Raw genomic sequence first — 22466 nt, 5'->3', positions numbered from 1 at the left:
TTATTTTAGTAATCCAACTTTACGCTTCCATTCTTCATAAAATGGCGGATTCGTCAACATTAATTCTCCTTTGTTATCCAAAAAAACTTGAACCGTTTCTCCAGTACAAGCAATCTCATTTTTGGCGTCAAAAATAGTGTATCTAAAAATCATTTTTGCCGCAGGTGTATCAACGATTGTGGTTTCTATTCGAGCCACATCGCCATAACGCAACGATAATTTATGCTCACAGGTCGATTTTACGATAGGAGTTGTAAACCCGCTATCGAAAACATCAAGATAAGAAATCCCATGTTGCCGACCAAAAGCCTCACGACCATCTTCGAAATAGGTAATATAATAGCCGTGCCATACAATTCCGAGCGGGTCGGTTTCGTTAAAACGAACTCTAATTTCTTGAGAAACGGTCAAAGCGGTGGCTTCGTTATACGGATCTTTTCTTTTTATCATACAATAATGCAATGGTTATGGTAATTATGAAAAACAAAAACAACAAACTTATTTCCGGTAAAATGTCTAAAACACCAGCGTTGCGTAACAGCACATCATAGAACGCATTCAATCCCCAATTCATTGGCGAAGACTGCGCTATAATTTGCATCACTTTTGGCATTGCAAAAACGGGAACCCAAACACCTCCAATTGCTGCCAAAATAATGGTGGCAGTAGCTCCAAACGGGGCCGATTGCTCTTGAGTTTTTGCAACGGTTCCTATTAGAATTCCGAAGCCAATAGCCGCAAAACCTGAAAATAAAGCGACAATGCTCATCAAAAATAAATTGCCTTCAATATTAAGTGATGGTAATCCGATATGTGGAAACAGGAATTTGGCCACCGCCACCATCATGTAAAATTGAATCATACAAATGATGAGATAGGTTATTGTTTTTCCTGCCAAAACGATACTATTGGGAACAGGATTGGTACGCAAACGAACGAAAGTCCCCTGTGTTTTTTCTTTGACAATATTGATTGACAACGGAATTACAATAAAAAAAATGGCGAAAAGCGTCCAAGCAGGAACGTTATGTTGTACCGAATTTGGAATTATTTCCTTATTGTTTACCCTTGGAATTATTTCTTTGAAAATAATGAAGCTTTTCTGTTCAAAACTTGCAGTCCCTTCGCCCAGTTGCTCTTGAAAAGCAGTGTATATAGAATGTGTTTCTATTTGCGAAATCATCTTATCAATAGAACTCATTACGGCATTTTTGAAACTCATTTGTGTAGCTGGATCAAAATAAAGTTTTACCTCTTTTTGATCGACAATTTTAGTGTTTTTCGGTATTGCTAAACTGTCTGTAAATCCTAAACTGCTCACTATTTTCTCGACATTCTGATCAATTTTAGCCTGCAAATCCAAACTTAAGCTAGAAGGAATGATAATTGCCAATTGGTATTTCCCTTTAAAAACAGCTTCTTTGGCAAGTGCTTCTGTCAATGGTTCGTTATCGATTTGGGTAACGACACTAAATACATCACTTTTTTGTAAATTTTCAAAAACGGTTTTCGACACTTTCCCTTTGTCATTATCAACTAATAGAATGGGAATTTTTGTATTACTTATGTTTTTTAGTGTATTGTCTTGAATTAAAGTAACCATAATTATCAACACCAAAGGCATGATAAACAGAATGATTACTCCGCCTAAATCTCTTTTTAACAACAGAAATTCTTTGTAAACCGATCGGTACAGTTTATATATCATCTCTCAATTCATTTCCGGTTAAAGCAATAAAAACATCTTCTAGATTTTTGGCATTTGCGGTGGCTGTAATTAAACCCATTGGTGTGCCTTCTGCATAAATTTCCCCTCGATCTATAATGGCAATATCGGTACAAAAATCTTCGGCTTCAGATAAATGATGTGAAGTGTAAATGATAGTTGTTCCGTTATTGTTTAATTCTTTTAAATAATCAATAATCGCATTTTTTGATTGTACATCGACACCAACAGTTGGTTCATCCAGAAAAAGCACTTTTGGGTTGTGCAAAATTCCTGCAATCAAGTTTACACGGCGTTTCATTCCTCCCGAGAAAGTTTCAATTCGTTTGTCGGCAAATTTTAATAAACCAAGAAAATCAAGGCTTTCGATTACTTTATCTTTTAGAATATCACCTTTTAAGCCATACATGCTTCCAAAATACAATAGGTTTTCTCTTGCCGTTAATGTGGGATACAATGCGTATTCTTGAGGGACAACTCCAATAATTTTTTTGATTTCATTCGCATTTTTAGCATACGTCAGATTAGCGATGGTAAAACTCCCTGAAGTTGGTTTTATCAAACCGCAAAGCATAGAAATTAAAGTTGTTTTTCCTGCGCCATTTGGTCCAAGTAAACCAAAAATCTGGCCTTCATTTATAGAAAGCGTAAAATCGTTCAAAGAATACATTTCGGCATCTTTGTACTTTTTGGATAGATTAGATATTTGGATGATTGGATGCAAAATATTTGTTTTTAGCGTTCCGCAGCTTGTAGCAACTGCGTGATTTATTACTTACGATTCTAAGTGCAAAACTTTTTTTCTAAAGCAGAAGCTTCGCAGTTGCTACAAACTACTTTTATGTTCTAGTGTTATTCCAGTTTTATTGAGTCTATTATTTTGGTCACTTTTGTTAATTCTACTCCGTTTTTTTTGGTCTCTTTTTCTATCAAGTTGATAGTAAATGAACAAATAAACATTTTATCTTTTATAATTACATACCAATAGTAGATAAAATCTTCTCCACTTTCTTCTGAATATTTTAAACCTTCAAAACCATTTTGCGTTTTTAACTTTTCGGCTTTTCCTTCAAAACTATTCATTTCATGTTCTAATAGTTCGCTACCTTTTTTTGGGTCAATTTTGATAGGAGTTATTCTCAGGTTTCCTGTCCATTCAGTTGTATCAAAAAAAGCGTTTGTGTTTTTTTCATCATCGTATTCAGCCCAATTTCCTGGGAGAACAATTATATATCCAAATTCAGAAATAAATTTCATTTTACACGTTTTTACAATTGAACATAACTAATGGCTAATTTCAACTTCTTAAAAAACACTTCTTCTTTATCGGCAATATCCAAAAGTTGGTCGGCGATGGTGTTGTACACATCTGCTTTTGTGCTTCTGTTTTTATATACTCTTGAAGATTCTACGGCAAAATCTCGCCATAAATCGCCAATTGCTGTCATTTCCTCTGACAATTCTTTTAGTTCTTCATTTTCTAATATAACTGCGGATTCTTGTAAAAATGCGGCATATATAAATCGAAAACCACCGCCTCCGGTGCCAATTTCTTCTTGCATGCGCACCATTTGAGCCAAATAGTGATTCGCTTTTTTGGTTCCGTGTTTAATGGGCCATTTCCTGATTTGTCTGGCCACAAATTTAATCCCTCGAACACCAATAATAGGCATTGGAGCCAACATATCGCGACAGGTATTTTTTATCCCTTTGATGATGGCACTTTTCAAATCAACATTTTGTGGAATTTGAATCGGGTAATACATTTGACCTCTTGGCGCAAAAGCCCCCTTGGCAAAACGCACTTTATTCAGTTCATCATGAGTCAAAGTCGTTATGGTTTCCATCACTGGATCGCTGATTAAATAATCAGTTTCGGTTTTGCCATACACAACAAGATTGTGGGCATTGAAATGAAAACGATATTCGTCCGGGAAATAGGTAAGGTTATAAACCCCGACTTGCAGCCCCGATGGAATGTTATTTTTTAAATTTTCGTCTAATGCCTTAGTAGCATTAGCTTCGCTGGAAAATTTTCGCCTTTTTATTTTCAAACCTAAACGTTTGGCCAGTTTATTAAAAATTTGTCCAGGCAACGGTCTGTAACTGATGGCAGGAGCATAATTCACTTTTAAAAAAGGCAAATAAACAAAGAAAAGACCAGAACCAATTCCAAAAACCATGGGTTCACTAATGTTCAGACCGTTGTGTTTTAATAAATTGGAAGCTACTCCATTTTCACAATGGGCAGATTGATGGTGCGTAAAATTAGTTTCCATTAATGAGTTTTAAAATTTCTTAATTCAGTAACAGTGATATTGAAAGCGTCAGCATATTTTTGCAAAATTTTGTCGCTTAATCCTGCAAAGACTTTGGGTTTAAAATGTCTTTTTACACGCCATTGCCACATACCCACATAACTGGACAAAATGGAAATATCCATTCTGCTGAATTCCATAAAATAACAAATAGGGCTTACCTCATTATTCTCTACCTGATTTTTTGCAATAGCGATACGCTCACTTATTTCTTCAATAGAATTAGAAAGTGCAATTGTTTTTGGTTCCCAGCCAGTGCTTAAAGCAGTGGTGTAATTCCCTTTTTCATCGGTTGCATAAACCAATTCTTTCATGTTTTTATTTGAAAGATTTCCTTTGTCTTGTGGTACTTCTTCTTTTTTCATCGGGTTCTACTGCTTTGAATTATTCTCTTGAATAAAAAGATTAATTTCTCCTTCTAAAAGCAATTCTTCATTGTTGAAAGTTTGACAACTCATCGTACACAAACTATACGCATCAGTTACAAATTTTGACACTAAGGTTGCTTTGGTGTTGATTGTGCTTCCTGCTTTTGGGAGCGTATGTATTTTTAATGTTTTTATGGCGCTTATGAATCCCACAACGTCAACATCATCTTTGTCTTCGTTATTTTTATCTACAAAATAATCCTTGGCTACAATTGACGAGCAAGTCTGCGCCGCATTTTCAATCAAGCCTGCTTCTGTAAAAATGTTGTTTTCAATAAATATATTATCTTCTTTGATCTTAAAAATAGTTTCAACTTTTTCATTATCAATTATCAAAACCGCATCTACCATGAGCATTGGTGCTCGGTGTGGCAAATATCTTTTTATATCAACTAAATTGGCTGTTTTTTTGGTCACGATGTTCACAATTATTTTGCAAGAACAGTTTTCATTTGACCTTTGGCTATCTCAACATCGTTTAATTTTGTAACAACATCAACCAAGGTTATTCCGCCAAATTCCTGAAGAATCGTAACCGTAGTTTGAATTTCATCATTAAGTTTAGGGAGTTTTTTTATCTCAACATCTTTTATGGATCCGATATATCCTGTTGGAGCTGGTTCTTGTTTCAAAAAAAACTGATAGCCTGTGTGCAAAGCCACTGATTGCGCCATGTGTTCGATCAATCCAGATTCTACAAAGCATCCGTTATGAAAAAAAACAGCGTCTTCTTGAATTTTAAAACCAGAAACCATTGATGTTTCCGTATAAGAAAACATCTTGTCTACCATTACAAATGGAAATCTTTGTGGTAGTAAATTTTCCACAAAATCTTTATTGAATACTGTGTTTAATATCTCCATAGTTTTTTAGCAAACGGTTAAATACGCAAGGGCATAAGAAAAACGCCCGCTTTCTGGAACAGATAAAAGTATCTTATCTCCTTTTTTTAATTTTCCGGAATTCATCAGTTCTTCTAACGCTAAGTATATAGATGCAGCACCAACATTTCCAACAGTTGCCAGATTCATAAACCATTTTTCCATTGGAATATCTAGGCCTTTTTCAGTAAGCAATTTACTTAAACCCTCAACAAAATAATGAGAAGAAACATGTGGCAAGAAATGATCAATTTGATCTGCAGCAACATTATTTTTTGACAATGCGTCAAACACACTTTGCACTCCCTTATCCAATATAAACTCATCCAATAATTTAACGTCTTGTTTAAATGCAAACAAAGATTCTTTCAGCCAATGTTCCGGATTATAGTCATTCCAAGGTTTTATTTCTCCGTTTTCTAGTTTATCTCCACCAGCATACATACACGTTTCGAGTTCGTATGCATAGGAATAAGCTTCCATCCACTCAATTCTCAAAGAGATGTCTCCTTTGGGTTTGTTTTCCAATAAAAAAGCTCCAGCTCCATCAGACAACATCCATCTTAGGAAATCTTTTTTGAAAGCAAGTATAGGTTGCTCTTCCAGATTTTTTAAATTAACAACTTCATTCTCAAATTTACCAGACAACATCCATGAAGAAAGTTTTTCAGAACCCGTGCAAACCGCATTCTTCGTGCTTCCGGATTTCACGGAAAGAAAACCAAATTTCAAAGAACTCATACCTGCGCAACATACACCCGCAGATGAATTTAACTCAAGGTTTTTATTTTTTAACAAGCCGTGAACCATCGACGCATGAGAAGGCACAAGTACATCTGGTGTCGTAGTTCCACAGGAAAGCAATTCCATATCCTGGGCCGTAAAACTCTCGTCATACAACTCCTCAATGGCATTTTTAGTTAATTCGGCATTGTTATGCGTACTGTTCCCGTCCTTATCAATAGCATAATAACGGCTAACAATTTTGTTGTTTCTTAATATCACTCTTCTTGCTTTGGAAGCGGTATCATTTATAAGTCCTAAATAATTTTCCATTTCGTCATTTGAAATGGCTTCATTTGGCAAACATTTTCCAATTTTTGTAATGTATACTTCAAACATAATTAACTTAATTTACTGAATTCCTTGATAATATTGAATTTCCTTTTTTATTTTTTTAAACTTAAATGGATAGGTAAGAACGTGTAAGATATATACTATTGGCGATATTAACCAAATTGCGAGTAACAAATAAACTTTAAAAAACTTCAGCCAAAATTTTCTCGATTCCTCTTCTTTTTTAATGATAAAGTTGGACCATTTGTGGAATATTTTGTTGGCGGTTCTATCTACAATCACTAGATAGGAACTAATCCTGACAGCATCGATTGCCACTAACTGAGGTTGCAATGGCTCAAAATTATTTTGCTGTAAACTGGAAAGGATTGCGTTTCCAAATTTAGACGATTCCTGAATGTCTTTTGCTGAAACTCCCGGTAAAGGAAAGATCCCTAGATATTTCTTTTTTACGCCCGAGAACATCCATTCGACTATTGTAATCACGCTAATTAAATTGCCAACTCTGTCAACCAAAGCAATATTTCCTTTTAACTGTGCATTGTTTTGTTTCAACAAAACTTTAATTTTTTCATGTGCCATTATCCACATGTTCCTTGAACCACTTATGGTAACAACAGGAGTGTTGTTTAAAAGAATTTTAGCTTCAGCGCTTTTCAAAAAAGAATTAATTGGAATCGATGGCGACAAATACCAAACTTGGTAATTCAAAAGAATTAAATCAAACTTTATATTCAATATTTCTGCAGGAATAGGCTTTAATTGCGTTGGAATTTGTAAAAAAGATTCCGGAAAAGCGCCAAAAAACTCTTCATTCTTCCAAGGAAAAGGAAAGGGATTTTCTAACTGAATCTCATGAAATGAAACGTTTATTTCATCTGAATTCAAAAGCGGTTTTGCAATATTTCTAGCAATAGATTCCAATTGCCCCGACTGAGAATAATATATAACGAGGACGTTTTTCATCTTTTGTAATTTATAAAGTACTAATCTAACTAAAAAAATGCAATTTATACTAATAGACTTTTACTTCCTTGAAAGTTCTTCTCTTATCTGATCTTTTTACATGAATCCATTCTGGCCATGTTGATACATCTTCGGCATCATAAATTCGCAATTTCTGATTGGCATCTTCCATCAATAAATCTTCTGATTTGCAATTCAAAATTAAGGCTGCCGCAATGACTCCTGAATGCGTTGCACCGCCAACTCCATGTGAAAGCGTACTTGCCCCACAGAGATATAGGTTTTCTATTTCTGCTTTATTTTTATACGAAAAAGGACCAACCTGATGTAACGTTTTCTCTGTTCCGTACACATTTCCTTTGGTAGAATTAATGTAAAACTCATTCGTTTTTGGCGTACCTAATTCGGCTTGAACTGTATTTTGTTTGGCATTAGGAATAACCTTTTCGATGTTATTCATCAATTTAAGGATAATTTTTTCTTTGAAAATCATATAGTCTTCAGTATGATACTCTTCTAAATTCTTGAATTCTTGCAAATTATCATAATTTACATAAGTCAGCACTTCAAAATTATGGTATCTCCCATTGAAACTTACAGGGTCTTTCATGGTCGTGCAACTAATAAATACGGCTGGAAACGAATCGCCTTCAGTACAATCATTGTCCATCAAATCCTCAAAATTCGCATCATCATGCTCGTCTTTCATCATCCAGATATTCCCGGAATCAATCCCAAATTGAGTAACATCCATATCTAAAGTCAAGAACAAAATCAACGAGGTAACCGAATATTTTGTTCTTTCTAATTTTTTAATCAAACTTTTGCTTAAATGCGATTTTCCAATTAAATTCAAATAAGTAATGGAAGGATCAGCATTGGAAACAATATTTCTCGCCCAAATTTTTTGTCCGCTTTTTAATTGAACGCCAACTGCTTTTTTGTTTTCAATCAGAATTTTTTCGACATCTTGTTTTACCCGCACTTCACCTCCGTGTTTTTTAATTCCGTTGGTCATCGCTTTTACAATGCCGCCACCACCACCCATGGGATAAAATCCACCATCAAAATAGTGACTCATCACCGAGCAATGTACCGGAAAACAAGCTCGCTTTGGCGAAAGCCCATGATCGCCGCATTGAATATTCAGAACAGCTTTCAACAAAGGGTCTTTTATATGCCAACCAATTACTTTTTTCAGAGGAAACAAGGCAAATTTTCCGAAGTGTTTGGTTCGAAAAGGAACAGTTATTTTTTGCCAAAACCCTTTCAACTTAGGGATTAATTGCAATTCATGACTCACTCTTTGCACTAGAGTTAAATATTCTGTGATGTTTTTTTCTTCCTTTGGAAAACGAGCAATAAGTACTTTCTTTAAATTGGCTATTCCAGCAGGCAGATTGAAGGTTTCATTGTTAATCAAACAATGTTCGTAGGCATTTTTATTCATTCGAAAAAACACCATATCGTTTGCAATACCTAATCCGCGATAGACTTCGTTTAACGACTGTCCTTCATCAAGAAGCCCAACATAATGCACGCCTGGGCTAAATCGCTGACTGTTTAAAGTAAAACTATGACTCCATCCTCCAGGAACATAATGCTGTTCGAGTACCAAAACTCTTTGTCCCGTCCGTGCTAAACAAATTGCCGTAGCTAACCCGCCAACTCCAGAACCAATAATAATTGTGTCAAATTCTTCCATATTTTGCTTTGAAGTTCTGCTAAAATACAAAATGGATGGAATGAATACTGCATTTGTAGTTCAAACTTTATTTTTGGTGCTGATTTCCGAGTTTGTTCCAAAAATCAAAATAATTAAACCATTGCAACGGATATTTTTCAAGCATCGATTCGACACTTGCTACATAAGCTTTCAGCACTCCTTTTTCGTCTCGATGTTTTACTTGGGCTTCTCTGGCATATAAATGATAATGCAAATTGGCTTCTTTCATCACATAAACAAAAACTACTGGAACTTTTAATCTGGAAGCAATAAGAAATGGTCCTGCAGGAAAATTAGCTTCCTGACCCAATAAATTTTCCGACAACGATTTTACGCCTTCAAAATAACGGTCGCCTGTAAAACAAATCAATTCGTTTTTTGCCAAAGCAGCATTGATTTCATAAATATGCGACAGATCGTCTTTGATGATAATGAATTTGATATTTGATTTCTTGGTTATGCCCTCCAGATAGTTTTTAATTGTAGTATGTTCTAAATCAGTAGTGACTAGATTAATTTGAAAATCAAGATCAATTTCTCCAAAAAAATGTTCGGCTATCTCAAAATTACCGATATGGGCGCTGATGAGAACGCCTCCTTTTTTTTCGGATAAAAGTTTTTTTAAGATTTCAATTCCGTCAAATTCATAGGTGAATCTATTTCGCAGACCGGCTGAAATGGAAATTTTGTCAATAATAGTCTGTCCAAAAGTATAATAACTTTTGAAAACCATTTGTTTGGATTTAAAATAGGAATAACCTAATCTTTCCTTGAAATAATAAAAGATGGCTTGATTACTTTTTTTGAGAAAAAGAAAATAATAGGAAGCAACAAAATAAAGGATAAAATAGGCCGATTTTACACCAACCTTTTTAATAAAAAAAACGAAAATTTTATAACCTAAAAGCGTTCCTTTAGATTTACCATCCCATTGACTCATTTTATTTAGACTTCTTAGATTGTTGGACTTTTAGATTTTTTGGCTTTTAAGATGAAATTATTCTATACCATTATGGATTATAAATTCATACAATCTTGACAGACCTAGATCAAACGCATAAAAAATTGAACCACATAGATTCTGTGTGGTTTGAACTCCAATTTATTTTAATGTGTTTGACCCTGTGACAGACCCTCTTTTGGATAACGTTGGGAAAGGATAAATTAAAATGGACTAATATAAAAATCTAAGAAGTCTGAAAATCTATTTTAGCTTTTAGTTTATTTTCAATTAAGTCATAAAAACTTTGGAAAGAGGCAATTCCCACGAAATCAACTTCGACTAATTTTACGCCAAAATTAGATTCGACAGAAACAACTAAATCCACATAATCTAAACTATCTAACCCTAAAGTATCTTTCAAATTAGCATCCGGCTGAATATCATCGGCATCAACCTCAAACTCATCAACTAAAAATCCATTTATCTTCTCAACTATTTCTTCTATATTCATCACTCTATTTAAACTTTTTAACTACTAATGCCGAATTTGTTCCGCCAAATCCGAAGGAATTCGACAAAAATATATCAATTTTTTTATTTAAAGTCGTTTTAACCAAATTTAATTTTTTTGAATCTTCATCAGGATTTTCCAAATTGATATTGGGTGCAATAAAATCATTTTGCATCATTAAAATCGAATAAATAACTTCGCTTGCTCCCGCCATCCAACATTCATGGCCTGTCATTGATTTTGTGGAACTTACATGTGGATTGCTTTCTCCAAAAATTTCATAAATAGCTTTGGCTTCATTTCCATCACCAACAGGTGTTGATGTAGCATGCGCATTTATATAATCAATATCACTTGGTTTTAGTCCGGCTTCATCTAATGCTCTTTGCATTGCAATTGATGGTCCTTCAACATTTGGTGTAGAAATATGCCCGCCATTGGATGAAAATCCATAACCCACAACTTCAGCAACAATGTTTGCACCTCGCTTTATTGCCGATTCATAACTCTCTAAAATTAAAGTAGCAGCACCTCCACTTGGAACTAAACCATCACGAGCCGCATCAAAGGGCCTGGAGGCTTTTGCCGGTTCTTCTTCACTGGGAGAAAAAACGCCCAAACCATCAAAACTGCTCATCGCATATTTGTTGATTTCCTGTGCGCCTCCACAAATTATGATGTCTTGAAAGCCACTTTTTATTAAAAAATAGGCCAGCCCTATAGAATGTGAACCGCTTGCACAAGCAGCGCTAATAGTAAGATTGATGCCTTTTAATTTAAAAATCGTAGACAAATTCATCGTTACCGTTGAATTCATCGATTTGAAAATCGCGCCTGAACCTATTAATGCAGTATCTTTTTTATTTCTAATAATATCCGTAGCCTCAATAACTGCCTTTGAAACACTATCATTGCCATACATGATCCCTACCTCATTTCCATCAAAAAAAGCATCATCAATATTGGCATTTTTCAAGGCCTCAATTGTGGCCATATAAGCGTACTCCGTTTCCTCTCCAAGACTTATTCTTTGTCTTCTGGAAAGTAAATTCTTCAAATCTGGTTTTGGAACCATTCCTGTTAAGGCAGAGCGGAAACCAAATTCTTTGCGTTCTGGATCAATAACAATTCCTGATTTTCCATTATATAAGGAGTCTTTTACTTCGTCTAATGATGTTCCTATGCACGAGTAAATTCCCATTCCTGTGATGACAACTCTTCTATTCATTCTCTTTAAAGTACTTTTTATGAATAAATTCCTCCGTTTATATTGATAATTTCCCCTGTAATATAACTTGCTTTTTTCGAAACGAGAAAACTAACTAAATCAGCCACTTCTTCGGCTTCGCCAAAACGATTTACAGGAACTAATTTTATCAATTCTTTTTCGTCCAGTTGGCTTGTCATATCAGTTCTGATAAACCCTGGGGCTACTGCATTTACAGTAATGTTTCGTTTGGCTACTTCTTGTGCTAATGCTTTAGTGGCGGCAACAACGGCACCTTTTGCAGCAGAATAATTAGTTTGTCCCGGAGTTCCTTTTACGCCCGAAAGTGAAACTATGTTTACAATTCGACCGTATTTATTACGTAGCATTTTTTGGATAAAAAAATTGGTCACATTAAAAAAACCATTCAAACTGGTATTTACTACGCTGGTCCAGTCTTCCGGACTCATCCACATAAACAAACCGTCTTTTGTAATTCCGGCATTATTTACAATCACTTCAACAATCGCCTCTGGATTTGCATCCTGCCATTGTGTTAATTTATTTTTTACTTCATCAAAATCCGTAACATTAAACTGGATAATTTCTCCAGTTGCTCCTTTTTTGATTACTTCCTCTAATGTTTTTTCGGCGGCTTCTTTATTAGCTTGATAATTAATCAAAATATGATATTGACTATCTTCGGCTAATTTTTGACAAATTGCACTGCCAATTCCTCTTGAACCGCCAGTAACTAATGCACATTTCATAATTATGTTTTTATTTTTTTCTCACCTCAACCTTCTTCTACCGAAATAGCTATTGGGGAGGAGAAAATTAGAATTATTTACTTTATTATTTTTGAAAAAGCTCAGCGTTTTCAAACCATTGATTTCCTAAAACGGCACCATCGGGTTTTAAAAAGCCCCATTTACTTTCGTTTTTTACTCTTGCCAAACCGCTTATGAATCCTTTTTCGTCATCTTTAAATATGGATAAAACACCCCCAGCAGTAATCCCGTATTGTGTTGGGATCACTAACTTTCCGGTTTCATTAACAAAACCCCAATTTTTATCTTTTACAGGTGCTAATCCATCTGCACTAAACACTCCTGCATCATTGTAGATTGGATCTATAACAATAGCACCTTTCATATTAATAAAACCCCATTTTTTTCCAACTAGAACGGGTGCTAAATTTTTAACGAATGCTTTTGCTTTATCAAATTTAGGTTCGATTACCCAATTGCCTTTTAAATCGATAAAACCAATTTTATCATTTTTTCTAGCATAAGTGAGATCTTGCGCTAAAAAATCCCAAATTTTATCTACACCGTCTATGGCAATAAACTTATCGTTTACTACCAATCCGAAAGCAGTTCCGTTTTTTACCCAAGTTGCATTTTTAAAATAATTTCCAATTTCATCATAAATTATCTCCACAACAACTTTACCTGTTTTGTCTATAATTCCCCAACGATCATTATTTCTTACTCTTGCAAATCCTTTTTCAAACGATTTGATAACATCATATTTTGGTTGTAAAACAACCGCCATCTTATTGTTTATTAACCCTATTTTATCTCCTTGCTTGAAGAAAGCTACTCCATCCTCAAAATCATACACTTTATCCGTGCTTGGCGATGATTGAACTTCCCCTTTTTTATTGATATAAAACCATTTTTTATCTTTTGATACCACACATATTCCATTGCTGAAATATTTTGCATCATCAAAAGTGGCTGGAATAACCCACTCCCCTTTTGGATTAATGAAACCCCATTTTCCATTATTTTCGGCAGCTGCTAAGCCATCTGAAAAGTTTTTGGATGTCTTAAATTTAGATTCCATTACAAATTCTCCATTTTTAGAAATATAGCTAAAAAGGCCTCCTTTTCTAACTAAAGCTAATTCTTGGGCGTAAGAAAACTGCATTATTAAAAATAGGAAAAAAACGATCTTCTTCATAATTTGTTGTTTTTAAAAATTAAACACCAAAGTACTACTTATTTATAAGATAATCCTTTACTTTTTGAACAAAAGGATACATGACTTGATCTTCTTTAAATTGAGGAATAATAGCTCTTACATCATCATACATTTTTCTGGTAACCGAAGAAATTTTATCTTTTTGCTCTAATGCATCTATGGCTTGAATAATGGTAATCAACTCAATAGCCAACACTTCGAAAGAATTCTCAATCACTTTTGCGGTAATTACAGCCGCATTCGTTCCCATACTTACAATGTCTTGATTGTCATTATTATTAGGAATACTGTGAATGTACATTGGATTAGACAACATCTGATTTTCCGCAGTGGTTGAAGTCGCTGTAAATTGAACTCCTTGCATTCCGAAATTAAATCCTAAAGTTCCAAGATTTACAAACGGGGGAAGAATTTCATTAATTTTTGAATTTAGTAAATAATTCAACTGACGCTCGGCAAGCATCGTTAATTTGGTAATTACAATTTTCAACTTATCCATTTCCAAAGAAATATAATCGCCATGAAAATTTCCTCCGTGATACACGTGTTGATTTTTCACATCAATAATTGGATTGTCATTTGCCGAGTTAAATTCGTCTTCCAGAATTGAAGCCACATTATTTATGGTTTCTAAAACGGGACCTAGAATTTGAGGAACACAACGTAAGGAATAATATTCCTGTACTTTTTCTTTAAAAATATCCTCGGTATTTTCGCCAGAGTATAAATAATCTTCTCTTTTTCTGATTAAAGTACTATCCGAAAGATTTTGTCTCATTCTTGCAGCAACTTCTTGTTGTCCTTTATGACGTTTGGTTTGGTTTAATTCTTCCGAAAAATGATCGTCATAGGCTTGAACAATTTCGTTGATGGCGCAAGAAAATTTTAGCGACCAATCTAATAGTTTATTGGCATGGTGCACGTTCACAACCCCAATACCCGTCATTACGGAAGTTCCGTTTATTAATGCCAGACCTTCTCTTATTTCTACCTGAATGGGTTTCAGATTTTCTATTTCAAAAACTTCTTGTGTTGCTCTTCTTTCACCTTTGTAAAAAACTTCTCCCTCACCAATCAAGACCAATGCTAGGTGCGATAATTGTACTAAATCACCACTTGCGCCAACCCCACCATGTTCGAATATTAATGGTGTAATGTCTCTGTTAATAAATTCCTTCATCAAATGAATTACAGAAGAGTGAACCCCCGAATTCCCTAACGAAAGCGTATTTAATCTTGCCAAAATTGCGGCTTTAACACAAATGGGGCTTAATGGTTTACCTGTTCCTGAAGAATGGCTTCTAATTAAGTTATATTGCAATTGAATTCGATCCTCATCTTTAATACGGTATTGAGCCATTGGCCCGAAACCTGTATTTACGCCATAAATCACTTTGTTTTCAGAGAATTTTTTTAAAAAATTAAAACTTTCGTTTACTCTTTTTAAAACAAGATCACTTATTGATATTTTATTATTTCCAAAAATAATAGATTCAAATTCTTTTAAACTTAAATATTCATTTATAGTGTTCATTCAGCCCTTTTTGATTACCTAAAATAGTTTTTTTTATCAAAAAAATTGTGGTTATTTTGACGGAGCAAATGTAATGCAATAATCAATAATAATTTAAAAATATGTTAAAGGAGTTTGTCGATGTATTAATCATAGGTGCTGGCCCTTCAGGGTGCGTCTCGGCATCTCATCTTTACAACAATAACATCAAGGTGAAAATTGTAGAAAAAACAGAATTCCCAAGATTGGTTGTTGGCGAAAGTCTTATCCCTCGTGTGATGGATCATTTTGCCGAAGCAGGATTATTCGAAAGTCTGGACGCTATGAATTTCGAGAAAAAACTGGGAGCAAGATTCATCCGTGGGGAACAAATTTGTGTTTTCGATTTTAGCAATAAATTTTCTGAAGGTTGGGATTGGACTTGGCAAGTGCCAAGAGCCGATTTTGACAATACGATGGCTCAAGAAGTAATTAGAAAAGGAATTGATTTAGAATTTGAATCGGAAGTCGTGTCTGTTTCTTTTGAAGGAAAAAATTCCAAGACCATTGTAAAAGACAAAGCTGGAAATCTAAAAGAAATTCATGCCAAGTTCATTATAGATTCAAGTGGTTATGGCCGGGTTTTACCGCGCCTTTTAGATTTGGATACTCCTTCAAAATTAGATCCGCATTCCTCTATTTTTACGCATGTAAAAGACAGTAATAGACCCGAAGGCGAAGAAGGAACATTGATTTCTTTTGATGTTTTGGAAACTGAAGTATGGTTATGGGTTATCCCTTTTTCAAATGGAAACACCAGTTTAGGTGTTGTTGGCCCAACTGATTTTATCAATTCCCTATCCGAAAACAAAAATAATGCTGAAGCATTGAAGAACGCTATTCAACTTTCTGACTATTATATCAAACGATTTGGAGGAGTTGATTTCTTATTTGAACCGGTAAAATTGGAAAATTATTCCCGTTCAGTTAAGCAAATGTATGGAGATGGATTTGCTCTAACAGGAAATAGTTCTGAATTTTTGGACCCTGTTTTCTCTTCCGGTGTTGCTTTTGCCACGGAATCCGGGATGCTTGCAGCTAAACTTTTTATAAAAGAATCGCAAGGAATTACCGTAGATTGGGAAGAAGAATTTACGGCATACATGAAAAGAGGCATTAACGTTTTTACCACTTATGTAAAAGAATGGTACACTGGAAATCTACAAACCCTATTTTTTCATCAGCCCGAAAACCCGGATGTTAAACGAAAAATTTGTGCTGTCCTTGCGGGTTATGTTTGGGATGAGACGAATCCTTTTGTGAAGAAACACGATAATGTTATTAAGAATATGGCGCATATAATAACCCTTGAAAAGGAGCAAAAAACAAAAAACCCCAGTATTAGCTAGGGTTTTTGTTTAATAAATTATTTATACGCTTTTTTCAATACCATTTTAGCTAAAGATTTTGCTGTTTTAGCAAATCCTTCGCCAATTCTAGATTCATTACTAAAGTTACTTCCATATTGATCTCCGGGAGCTTCTTCGCTAGAGATTTCTAATAAAATATTTGATTTATCGTTCGTTTCTACAAATTTTAATAAGGTCGAAACTTTTGCAGGTTGTTTCATTACCATTGCATCCCAACCTGGATAGATCCAAACGGTCTCTACAATTAAAGTATATTTTGCCGTTATTAATTCTTCTTGAAAACTAACTTCTTTTTTATCTTTTACAAAAACAACATTCATTAATTCTAAAAATTTCGGGCTCCAGATTAACTCTTTGCTTGCATTCCATTTTTTCATCCAAATATTACCAATTCCTTTCGTTTTCTCATTTAATTCTTTCGTTCGGTCTTCAATATATTGCGCTTCGGTTTTTTTCTCTTTCATTAAAGTCATTTTACTGTAATCAAATTCGACGTTGATTTCCTTTTGATCTTTCAGGAAATCAAAATTCCCTTTTACTACATCCATATCCTGAGCCGTCATTATTGACGAAACAAATAATACTGCTACTACTAATTTTTTCATTTGTTTGATTTTTTTTTGTTTTGTGTAAAAAAACTTACACGTAAAAATATATAATTTTAATTAAACTAAAAATAAAAAAACGCATTATTCATTATATCCTATACCTTCTTTGATGCTGATTAACTTTGAATTATATTTGCAGATTAATTGTCGCCGTTTGCGATGGTGCGTGAGGGATAGAAGCGGCATCCTTTTGTGTAGCTTGCGAAACAAAAGATATAGCGGATAGCCCGACATTGCTGGAACGATAGAGGAAGCAAAGGCACGTCCTAAAAAAATAGATACTAATAGAAGATGAAACATATACGGAATTTTTGCATTATTGCACATATTGATCACGGGAAAAGTACGCTTGCTGACCGTTTACTTGGCGCAACACAAACGGTAACCGCTCGTGAAGAAAAAGCGCAATTGCTTGACAACATGGACTTGGAGCGCGAACGTGGGATTACGATTAAGAGTCACGCGATCCAGATGGAATACACTTATAAAGGACAAGAATACATCCTGAATTTGATTGATACTCCGGGACACGTGGATTTTTCGTATGAGGTTTCTCGATCCATTGCGGCTTGTGAAGGCGCACTTTTGATTGTAGATGCAGCACAAAGTATCCAGGCACAAACGATTTCAAATTTATATTTGGCTTTGGAGAATGACTTGGAAATTATTCCAGTTTTGAATAAAGTGGATTTACCAAGTGCCAATCCTGAGGAAGTAAGTGACGATATTATTGATTTACTCGGATGTAAATTGGAAGATATTATTCACGCTTCGGGTAAAACGGGTTTTGGTGTTGAAAATATATTGGCAGCGATTATCGAAAAAATTCCGCCTCCATCAGGAAATGTTGATGAACCATTACAAGCATTGATTTTTGACTCGCATTACAATCCGTTTCGAGGAATTGAAGTTATTTTCCGTGTGAAAAACGGACAGATTAAAAAAGGCCAAAAGATAAAATTCATGGCTACGGGTAATGAATATTTTGCAGATGAAATTGGTACTTTGAAATTAAATCAAGTTCCGAAACAAGTAATTTCAGCAGGTGATGTTGGGTATTTAATTTCTGGAATTAAAGAAGCAAAAGAAGTAAAAGTAGGAGATACGTTGACGGATGCGAAAACGCCAACAACAAATATAATTACTGGTTTTGAAGATGTGAAACCAATGGTTTTTGCAGGAATTTACCCTGTAGACACTGAAGACTACGAAGAGTTGAGAAACTCGATGGAAAAATTGCAGTTGAATGATGCTTCGTTGGTGTTTTTACCGGAAAGTTCAGCAGCTTTGGGATTTGGTTTCCGTTGTGGATTCTTGGGAATGTTACACATGGAGATTATCCAGGAACGTTTGGAGAGAGAGTTTAATATGACTGTGATTACTACAGTTCCCAACGTTTCTTATTTGGCTTACACCAAAAAAGATCCTACAACACCACTTATAGTAAATAATCCTTCTGACTTGCCGGAGCCATCTCGTTTAGACCACGTTGAAGAACCTTTTATTAAAGCAACTATCATCACTAAATCCGATTATGTTGGTAATGTAATGAGTTTGTGTATCGAAAAACGTGGATTGATCACTAATCAGACGTATTTGACTACGGAACGCGTAGAGTTGACTTTTGATATGCCTTTGGCTGAAATTGTGTTTGACTTTTATGACCGTTTGAAAACAGTTTCTAAAGGATATGCTTCCTTTGATTATACGCCAATTGGGATGCGAACTTCCAATTTGGTTAAAGTGGATATCTTGTTGAACGCTACCATTGTTGATGCTTTATCATCCTTGATGCATGCTGACAACGCCTATTCGATTGGTAAAAAAATGTGCGAGAAACTGAAAGAATTAATCCCACGCCAACAATTTGACATTCCTGTTCAAGCTGCTATTGGTGTGAAAGTAATTTCGCGTGAAACTATCAAAGCCTTACGTAAAGATGTTACTGCCAAATGTTATGGCGGGGATATTTCCCGTAAACGTAAATTATTGGAAAAACAGAAAAAAGGTAAAAAACGTATGAGACTGGTTGGAAATGTTGAAATTCCACAAGAAGCGTTTATGGCTGTTTTGAAGTTGAACGATTAGATTTTTTTTAGAAGAAAGAAGAAAGAGAATAGAATATAGAGAAAACCTGATGATGAAAATTGTCAGGTTTTTTTATTTAAGTTTGAAGGAGAAAATTAAAATATGAAAACAATTAACGGAGAAGAATTTCTAGAAATTTTATATTCAAATAAAGGTGATATTTCCATATCTGATTATACTATTGATTATAATAAATTATCTATTGACTTTGAAAAAGTTAAAACCAAGAATCCTATATTTTTTCAAAATCTAACCTTTACTGGAAAACATTTAAATTTTTATAATCAAACTGAAAAGTTTAAAACAATCATTCAAATTGAAGACTGTACATTTAATACCAGCATCAACATTCAAGGACAATTTGATGATATTTCATTTAGATCTAACACGTTCAATTGCAATAAGTTCCAAATAATTAATTCAAAAATTGGAGTTCTAGAATTTATTGACAATGATGATATGACTTCTGAAAATAAAAAAAATAATATTTTCAACAAAGGTAATTTCAAAATACATAATTGTGATTTCAGTTCCATCTTCTGGCTCAAAAATGTTCAGTTTATGGAAAACACAACCTTTGACATTAGTAGTGTTAAATTTCTTAGTGGTTGCTTTTTTGATTTTACTTCATTAAATAAAATCATGTTTTACAGTTGTGATTTTTTAAAAGAATTCAGATATGACTGCAATTACAATTCTTCCCAATTTAGGGAATGTAATTTTTCAGGTCCAACAACATTTTTAGGTTTGTTTAATGTAAATCTAGGCACTTCCATTTTGTGGCTTGATGATTGTACTTTTTCTAAATTAGCTAATTTCAATAGATACTTTGTGCATAAATTGCTAATCGAAGACACAACTTTCCGAGATAATGTTTCATTACAAAAAACTTATTTGAACATTATAACAATTGTAAGGACTGTTTTCGAAAAAAAAGTATGGTTTGAAAATATTCAAATTAATCAAATAGATAATTGTGATATAGAAACAATCCGAACCATAAAACAAGAACTTCAAAAAGCAGAAAACAAAATTGACTTTAGCAGATTTAGAGTTTATGAATTTAATGCGTACAGAAAAGATATTAGAAAAAAACTAATTGAATTCAAAAAAGACAAAAATCATTTTCATCATCGAAAAAGAGAACCAATTCAATTAAAAAGAGATTTGTTCATACTTGATGTTAGTGATATAATTTCTGAATATGGAACTGATTGGAAAAGAGCAATGAAATTTACTCTAATGACTGGATTTACTGCTTTTTCTCTCTTTTTTATATTAGAAAACATCAAGCTGAATGCTGATTTAAACAACTGGCAAGATTTTCTTTATGGTTATTTTAGATTCTTTTTAATCACAGATTTTAAAAATGAATATTATGAAACAGGAGAAAGTATTTTGAAGTTTAATTGCTTTCTTAGTTTAATACCGTTCATTCTTGGAAAAATTTTAGTTGCCTTCGGTATTTATGAAATGATCCAATCATTCAGAAAATTCAAAGCATAAATTAAATAAAACATTTCCCTAATTATGCAAGATGACACCCCAAAACGATTTGACCGAATCGTAGCAATTCTCATTCAATTGCAATCCAAAAAAATAGTAAAAGCACAGGAATTGGCTGATCGCTTCGAGGTAAGTTTAAGGACAATCTATCGTGACATTCGAACGCTGGAAGCTTCGGGAGTTCCTATTTACAGTGAAGCTGGCGTTGGATATGCCTTAATGGATGGATACAGATTGCCGCCTGTAATGTTTACCCGAGAAGAAGCCAGTAGTTTTATTGCCGCCGAAAAATTAATGCAGAAATTCACGGATACCACTCTTGGAAATCATTATGCTTCGGCTATGTATAAACTAAAAGCCGTGCTTCGAAGTGATGATAAAGATTGGGTTTCAAGCATCGAGTCTAGTGTTTTAATGCAATCTTCCGAGAAGCTTTTTAATGATAAATCCCCAAATACTTTAGCGACTCTTTTTGAAAGTATTGCCGAAAAAACGCAAGTTATTCTTTCGTATGAGGCTTTTGATTCAAACGGAATTACAGTGCGACATATTGAGCCTGTTGGCGTCTTTCACGATAATAACAATTGGTATATGTTAGGCTATTGCCATTTGCGGAATGATTACAGACAATTCCGAGCGGATCGTGTTCACGGAATCAAAAAAACGGAAATCCCTTTTTCATTAGAACACGATTCATTAGAAACTTTTTTGAATAAAAATGAAAGTATCCCAACTACTAAAGTGCTTATTCTTGTAGAGAAAAAAATAGCAAAATATCTGGCATACGAACGAAAATATCATGGCTTTGTTTCTGAAAAAGAAAAGGAAGATAAAATCGAAATGACTTTTATGTCACGCGATATCGAAGAAGGTTTTTCGCGTTGGTATTTGATGTTTGGAGATTATGCCATCATACTAGAACCCGAAAGATTAAAAACCAGAATTTTGGAATTACTGGAAATAAACAGACAAAAATTGATGTAAAAAAAGCTCCTAAAATGAAAATCATCTTAGGAGCTTTAATAGTTTTATCTTTCCCAAAAAAAAGGCGGTTCAATGCCTAAAGCGCGTAAATAGACATATCCTTGCCCACGATGATGCACTTCATTATCAATAAAATAGAAAATATTGTGAATGATTGGAAATTCATATTGCCCAAAAAGATTAAAGGTTTCGCTAAAATCTTCGATGGATAGTTGTTCCCAATACTCGTTGATTTCTTTAGTTGCTTCATCCCATTTTTGAAGATATTGAGATTTAGATGTTAATTCATCCGTGTCTTTTTCACTAAAAGGCTGACTCTCCCGATTGACGATCCCTTTTAAGGCAGGTGAAGCAATTGACAAAAGTTCATTTGTCAATTTTGAAAAAGGACGCATTCCTGCGATGGAAAATTCAAAAAAATCTTTTTCTGGAAAGGCTTCAATCACACGACGTGTCAATGCACGGTGTCCTTGCCAATGTTTTAATAAATCCTGAGGGCTTACTACTTGAGATACTGTTTCCATAATTTTAAAGTTTTATTTTTTACTTCACCAAAATTAAATACGGTCGGTGACAACAGTTTGTC

23 protein-coding genes are annotated in these 22466 nt (G+C 34.2%); 4 read left to right on the top strand and 19 right to left on the bottom strand.

The window, feature by feature from the left end; genetic code table 11:
• From ACNQGX_RS06305 to flxA, 17 genes are all read right to left on the bottom strand, one after another.
• On the bottom strand, window positions 1–450 hold the full coding sequence (locus tag ACNQGX_RS06305; protein WP_131990467.1) for an acyl-CoA thioesterase: 450 nt from the start codon (window positions 448–450) through the stop codon (window positions 1–3).
• Window positions 425–1708 (bottom strand): ABC transporter permease, encoded by a 1284-nt coding sequence (locus tag ACNQGX_RS06300; protein ID WP_417975067.1) that lies wholly within the window; start codon window positions 1706–1708, stop codon window positions 425–427. Before ACNQGX_RS06300 ends, ACNQGX_RS06305 begins: the two co-directional genes overlap by 26 nt.
• On the bottom strand, window positions 1698–2396 hold the full coding sequence (locus tag ACNQGX_RS06295; protein ID WP_417975106.1) for an ABC transporter ATP-binding protein: 699 nt from the start codon (window positions 2394–2396) through the stop codon (window positions 1698–1700). The genes ACNQGX_RS06300 and ACNQGX_RS06295 overlap by 11 nt, the downstream gene beginning before the upstream one ends.
• Window positions 2397–2578: 182 nt before the next feature.
• The gene (locus ACNQGX_RS06290) at window positions 2579–2983 is read right to left on the bottom strand and encodes a DUF3805 domain-containing protein (protein WP_417975065.1); all 405 of its coding nucleotides are present in this window, start codon (window positions 2981–2983) and stop codon (window positions 2579–2581) included.
• Window positions 2984–2994: 11 nt separating this feature from the next.
• Window positions 2995–4005 carry a BtrH-related acyltransferase DarH gene (gene darH, locus ACNQGX_RS06285; protein WP_417975063.1) on the bottom strand — a complete coding sequence of 337 codons (1011 nt, stop codon included), beginning with the start codon at window positions 4003–4005 and terminating at the stop codon, window positions 2995–2997.
• Entirely contained in the window at window positions 4005–4409 is a 405-nt protein-coding gene (DarG, locus tag ACNQGX_RS06280; protein ID WP_417975061.1) for a flexirubin biosynthesis protein DarG, read from the bottom strand. The genes darH and DarG overlap by 1 nt, the downstream gene beginning before the upstream one ends.
• 6 nt (window positions 4410–4415) lie before the next feature.
• A complete protein-coding gene (locus tag ACNQGX_RS06275) occupies window positions 4416–4889 on the bottom strand; it encodes a hotdog family protein (protein WP_470303504.1) in 474 nt (157 codons plus the stop codon).
• Between the two features lie 11 nt (window positions 4890–4900).
• The gene (locus tag ACNQGX_RS06270; RefSeq protein ID WP_417975059.1) at window positions 4901–5335 is read right to left on the bottom strand and encodes a hotdog family protein; all 435 of its coding nucleotides are present in this window, start codon (window positions 5333–5335) and stop codon (window positions 4901–4903) included.
• A gap of 6 nt (window positions 5336–5341) precedes the next feature.
• Entirely contained in the window at window positions 5342–6475 is a 1134-nt protein-coding gene (gene darB, locus ACNQGX_RS06265; protein ID WP_417975057.1) for a dialkylresorcinol biosynthesis protein DarB, read from the bottom strand.
• A gap of 12 nt (window positions 6476–6487) precedes the next feature.
• The gene (locus tag ACNQGX_RS06260) at window positions 6488–7396 is read right to left on the bottom strand and encodes an NADPH-dependent FMN reductase family protein (protein WP_417975055.1); all 909 of its coding nucleotides are present in this window, start codon (window positions 7394–7396) and stop codon (window positions 6488–6490) included.
• Between the two features lie 49 nt (window positions 7397–7445).
• Window positions 7446–9101: a phytoene desaturase family protein gene (locus ACNQGX_RS06255; RefSeq protein WP_417975052.1), complete on the bottom strand. Its 1656-nt coding sequence runs from the start codon at window positions 9099–9101 to the stop codon at window positions 7446–7448.
• 67 nt (window positions 9102–9168) lie between these two features.
• Window positions 9169–10062, bottom strand: a complete 894-nt coding sequence (locus tag ACNQGX_RS06250; RefSeq protein ID WP_417975050.1) for an LpxL/LpxP family acyltransferase — start codon at window positions 10060–10062, stop codon at window positions 9169–9171.
• A gap of 247 nt (window positions 10063–10309) precedes the next feature.
• Window positions 10310–10576: an acyl carrier protein gene (locus tag ACNQGX_RS06245; RefSeq protein WP_417975048.1), complete on the bottom strand. Its 267-nt coding sequence runs from the start codon at window positions 10574–10576 to the stop codon at window positions 10310–10312.
• 4 nt (window positions 10577–10580) lie between these two features.
• Window positions 10581–11804 carry a beta-ketoacyl-[acyl-carrier-protein] synthase family protein gene (locus tag ACNQGX_RS06240; RefSeq protein WP_417975046.1) on the bottom strand — a complete coding sequence of 408 codons (1224 nt, stop codon included), beginning with the start codon at window positions 11802–11804 and terminating at the stop codon, window positions 10581–10583.
• Window positions 11805–11821: 17 nt separating this feature from the next.
• Complete coding sequence (flxB, locus tag ACNQGX_RS06235; RefSeq protein WP_417975044.1) at window positions 11822–12553, bottom strand: flexirubin biosynthesis SDR family reductase FlxB; 732 nt, start codon at window positions 12551–12553, stop codon at window positions 11822–11824.
• Window positions 12554–12638: 85 nt separating this feature from the next.
• A complete protein-coding gene (locus tag ACNQGX_RS06230; RefSeq protein WP_417975042.1) occupies window positions 12639–13751 on the bottom strand; it encodes a WG repeat-containing protein in 1113 nt (370 codons plus the stop codon).
• Between the two features lie 34 nt (window positions 13752–13785).
• Window positions 13786–15306 carry a flexirubin biosynthesis tyrosine ammonia-lyase FlxA gene (gene flxA / locus ACNQGX_RS06225; RefSeq protein WP_417975040.1) on the bottom strand — a complete coding sequence of 507 codons (1521 nt, stop codon included), beginning with the start codon at window positions 15304–15306 and terminating at the stop codon, window positions 13786–13788.
• Between the two features lie 101 nt (window positions 15307–15407).
• Between flxA and ACNQGX_RS06220 the strand changes: the two genes are divergently transcribed.
• Window positions 15408–16673, top strand: coding sequence for an NAD(P)/FAD-dependent oxidoreductase (locus ACNQGX_RS06220; RefSeq protein ID WP_417975035.1), 1266 nt, complete (start codon window positions 15408–15410; stop codon window positions 16671–16673).
• Window positions 16674–16690: 17 nt separating this feature from the next.
• On the opposite strand, the gene ACNQGX_RS06215 is transcribed toward ACNQGX_RS06220, so the two are convergent.
• Window positions 16691–17299, bottom strand: a complete 609-nt coding sequence (locus ACNQGX_RS06215) for a hypothetical protein (RefSeq protein ID WP_417975033.1) — start codon at window positions 17297–17299, stop codon at window positions 16691–16693.
• Between the two features lie 294 nt (window positions 17300–17593).
• On the opposite strand from ACNQGX_RS06215, the gene lepA reads away from it, so the two are divergent.
• The 3 genes from lepA (at window position 17594) to ACNQGX_RS06200 (ending at window position 21880) form a co-directional block, all read left to right on the top strand.
• A complete protein-coding gene (lepA, locus tag ACNQGX_RS06210) occupies window positions 17594–19390 on the top strand; it encodes a translation elongation factor 4 (RefSeq protein ID WP_282711015.1) in 1797 nt (598 codons plus the stop codon).
• A gap of 102 nt (window positions 19391–19492) precedes the next feature.
• Window positions 19493–20896, top strand: coding sequence for a hypothetical protein (locus tag ACNQGX_RS06205; protein WP_417975031.1), 1404 nt, complete (start codon window positions 19493–19495; stop codon window positions 20894–20896).
• 24 nt (window positions 20897–20920) lie between these two features.
• A complete protein-coding gene (locus tag ACNQGX_RS06200; RefSeq protein ID WP_417975029.1) occupies window positions 20921–21880 on the top strand; it encodes a helix-turn-helix transcriptional regulator in 960 nt (319 codons plus the stop codon).
• A gap of 44 nt (window positions 21881–21924) precedes the next feature.
• Here the strand turns inward: ACNQGX_RS06200 and ACNQGX_RS06195 are convergent, their stop codons facing one another.
• Window positions 21925–22404: a DinB family protein gene (locus ACNQGX_RS06195; RefSeq protein ID WP_417975027.1), complete on the bottom strand. Its 480-nt coding sequence runs from the start codon at window positions 22402–22404 to the stop codon at window positions 21925–21927.
• Window positions 22405–22466: the final 62 nt, after the last annotated feature.

It is taken from the genome of Flavobacterium glycogeni, from assembly GCF_048286775.1.
GTDB lineage: Bacteria > Bacteroidota > Bacteroidia > Flavobacteriales > Flavobacteriaceae > Flavobacterium.
The sequence above is the reverse complement of the archived record's forward strand: the minus strand, read 5'-3'. Positions and strand labels throughout refer to the sequence as shown.

Excerpts from the sequence above, each read along its gene's own strand:
- ACNQGX_RS06255 (WP_417975052.1), bottom strand. The coding sequence starts at position 9,101 with ATGGAAGAATTTGACACAATTATTATTGGTTCTGGAGTTGGCGGGTTA.
- DarG (WP_417975061.1), bottom strand. The coding sequence starts at position 4,409 with ATGAAAAAAGAAGAAGTACCACAAGACAAAGGAAATCTTTCAAATAAA.
- ACNQGX_RS06215 (WP_417975033.1), bottom strand. The coding sequence starts at position 17,299 with ATGAAAAAATTAGTAGTAGCAGTATTATTTGTTTCGTCAATAATGACG.
- ACNQGX_RS06270 (WP_417975059.1), bottom strand. The coding sequence starts at position 5,335 with ATGGAGATATTAAACACAGTATTCAATAAAGATTTTGTGGAAAATTTA.
- ACNQGX_RS06240 (WP_417975046.1), bottom strand. The coding sequence starts at position 11,804 with ATGAATAGAAGAGTTGTCATCACAGGAATGGGAATTTACTCGTGCATA.
- ACNQGX_RS06220 (WP_417975035.1), top strand. The coding sequence starts at position 15,408 with ATGTTAAAGGAGTTTGTCGATGTATTAATCATAGGTGCTGGCCCTTCA.
- darH (WP_417975063.1), bottom strand. The coding sequence starts at position 4,005 with ATGGAAACTAATTTTACGCACCATCAATCTGCCCATTGTGAAAATGGA.
- ACNQGX_RS06300 (WP_417975067.1), bottom strand. The coding sequence starts at position 1,708 with ATGATATATAAACTGTACCGATCGGTTTACAAAGAATTTCTGTTGTTA.
- ACNQGX_RS06290 (WP_417975065.1), bottom strand. The coding sequence starts at position 2,983 with ATGAAATTTATTTCTGAATTTGGATATATAATTGTTCTCCCAGGAAAT.
- flxA (WP_417975040.1), bottom strand. The coding sequence starts at position 15,306 with ATGAACACTATAAATGAATATTTAAGTTTAAAAGAATTTGAATCTATT.
- ACNQGX_RS06250 (WP_417975050.1), bottom strand. The coding sequence starts at position 10,062 with ATGAGTCAATGGGATGGTAAATCTAAAGGAACGCTTTTAGGTTATAAA.
- ACNQGX_RS06195 (WP_417975027.1), bottom strand. The coding sequence starts at position 22,404 with ATGGAAACAGTATCTCAAGTAGTAAGCCCTCAGGATTTATTAAAACAT.
- flxB (WP_417975044.1), bottom strand. The coding sequence starts at position 12,553 with ATGAAATGTGCATTAGTTACTGGCGGTTCAAGAGGAATTGGCAGTGCA.
- ACNQGX_RS06230 (WP_417975042.1), bottom strand. The coding sequence starts at position 13,751 with ATGAAGAAGATCGTTTTTTTCCTATTTTTAATAATGCAGTTTTCTTAC.
- ACNQGX_RS06245 (WP_417975048.1), bottom strand. The coding sequence starts at position 10,576 with ATGAATATAGAAGAAATAGTTGAGAAGATAAATGGATTTTTAGTTGAT.
- lepA (WP_282711015.1), top strand. The coding sequence starts at position 17,594 with ATGAAACATATACGGAATTTTTGCATTATTGCACATATTGATCACGGG.
- ACNQGX_RS06260 (WP_417975055.1), bottom strand. The coding sequence starts at position 7,396 with ATGAAAAACGTCCTCGTTATATATTATTCTCAGTCGGGGCAATTGGAA.
- ACNQGX_RS06295 (WP_417975106.1), bottom strand. The coding sequence starts at position 2,396 with ATGTATTCTTTGAACGATTTTACGCTTTCTATAAATGAAGGCCAGATT.
- ACNQGX_RS06205 (WP_417975031.1), top strand. The coding sequence starts at position 19,493 with ATGAAAACAATTAACGGAGAAGAATTTCTAGAAATTTTATATTCAAAT.
- ACNQGX_RS06305 (WP_131990467.1), bottom strand. The coding sequence starts at position 450 with ATGATAAAAAGAAAAGATCCGTATAACGAAGCCACCGCTTTGACCGTT.
- darB (WP_417975057.1), bottom strand. The coding sequence starts at position 6,475 with ATGTTTGAAGTATACATTACAAAAATTGGAAAATGTTTGCCAAATGAA.
- ACNQGX_RS06200 (WP_417975029.1), top strand. The coding sequence starts at position 20,921 with ATGCAAGATGACACCCCAAAACGATTTGACCGAATCGTAGCAATTCTC.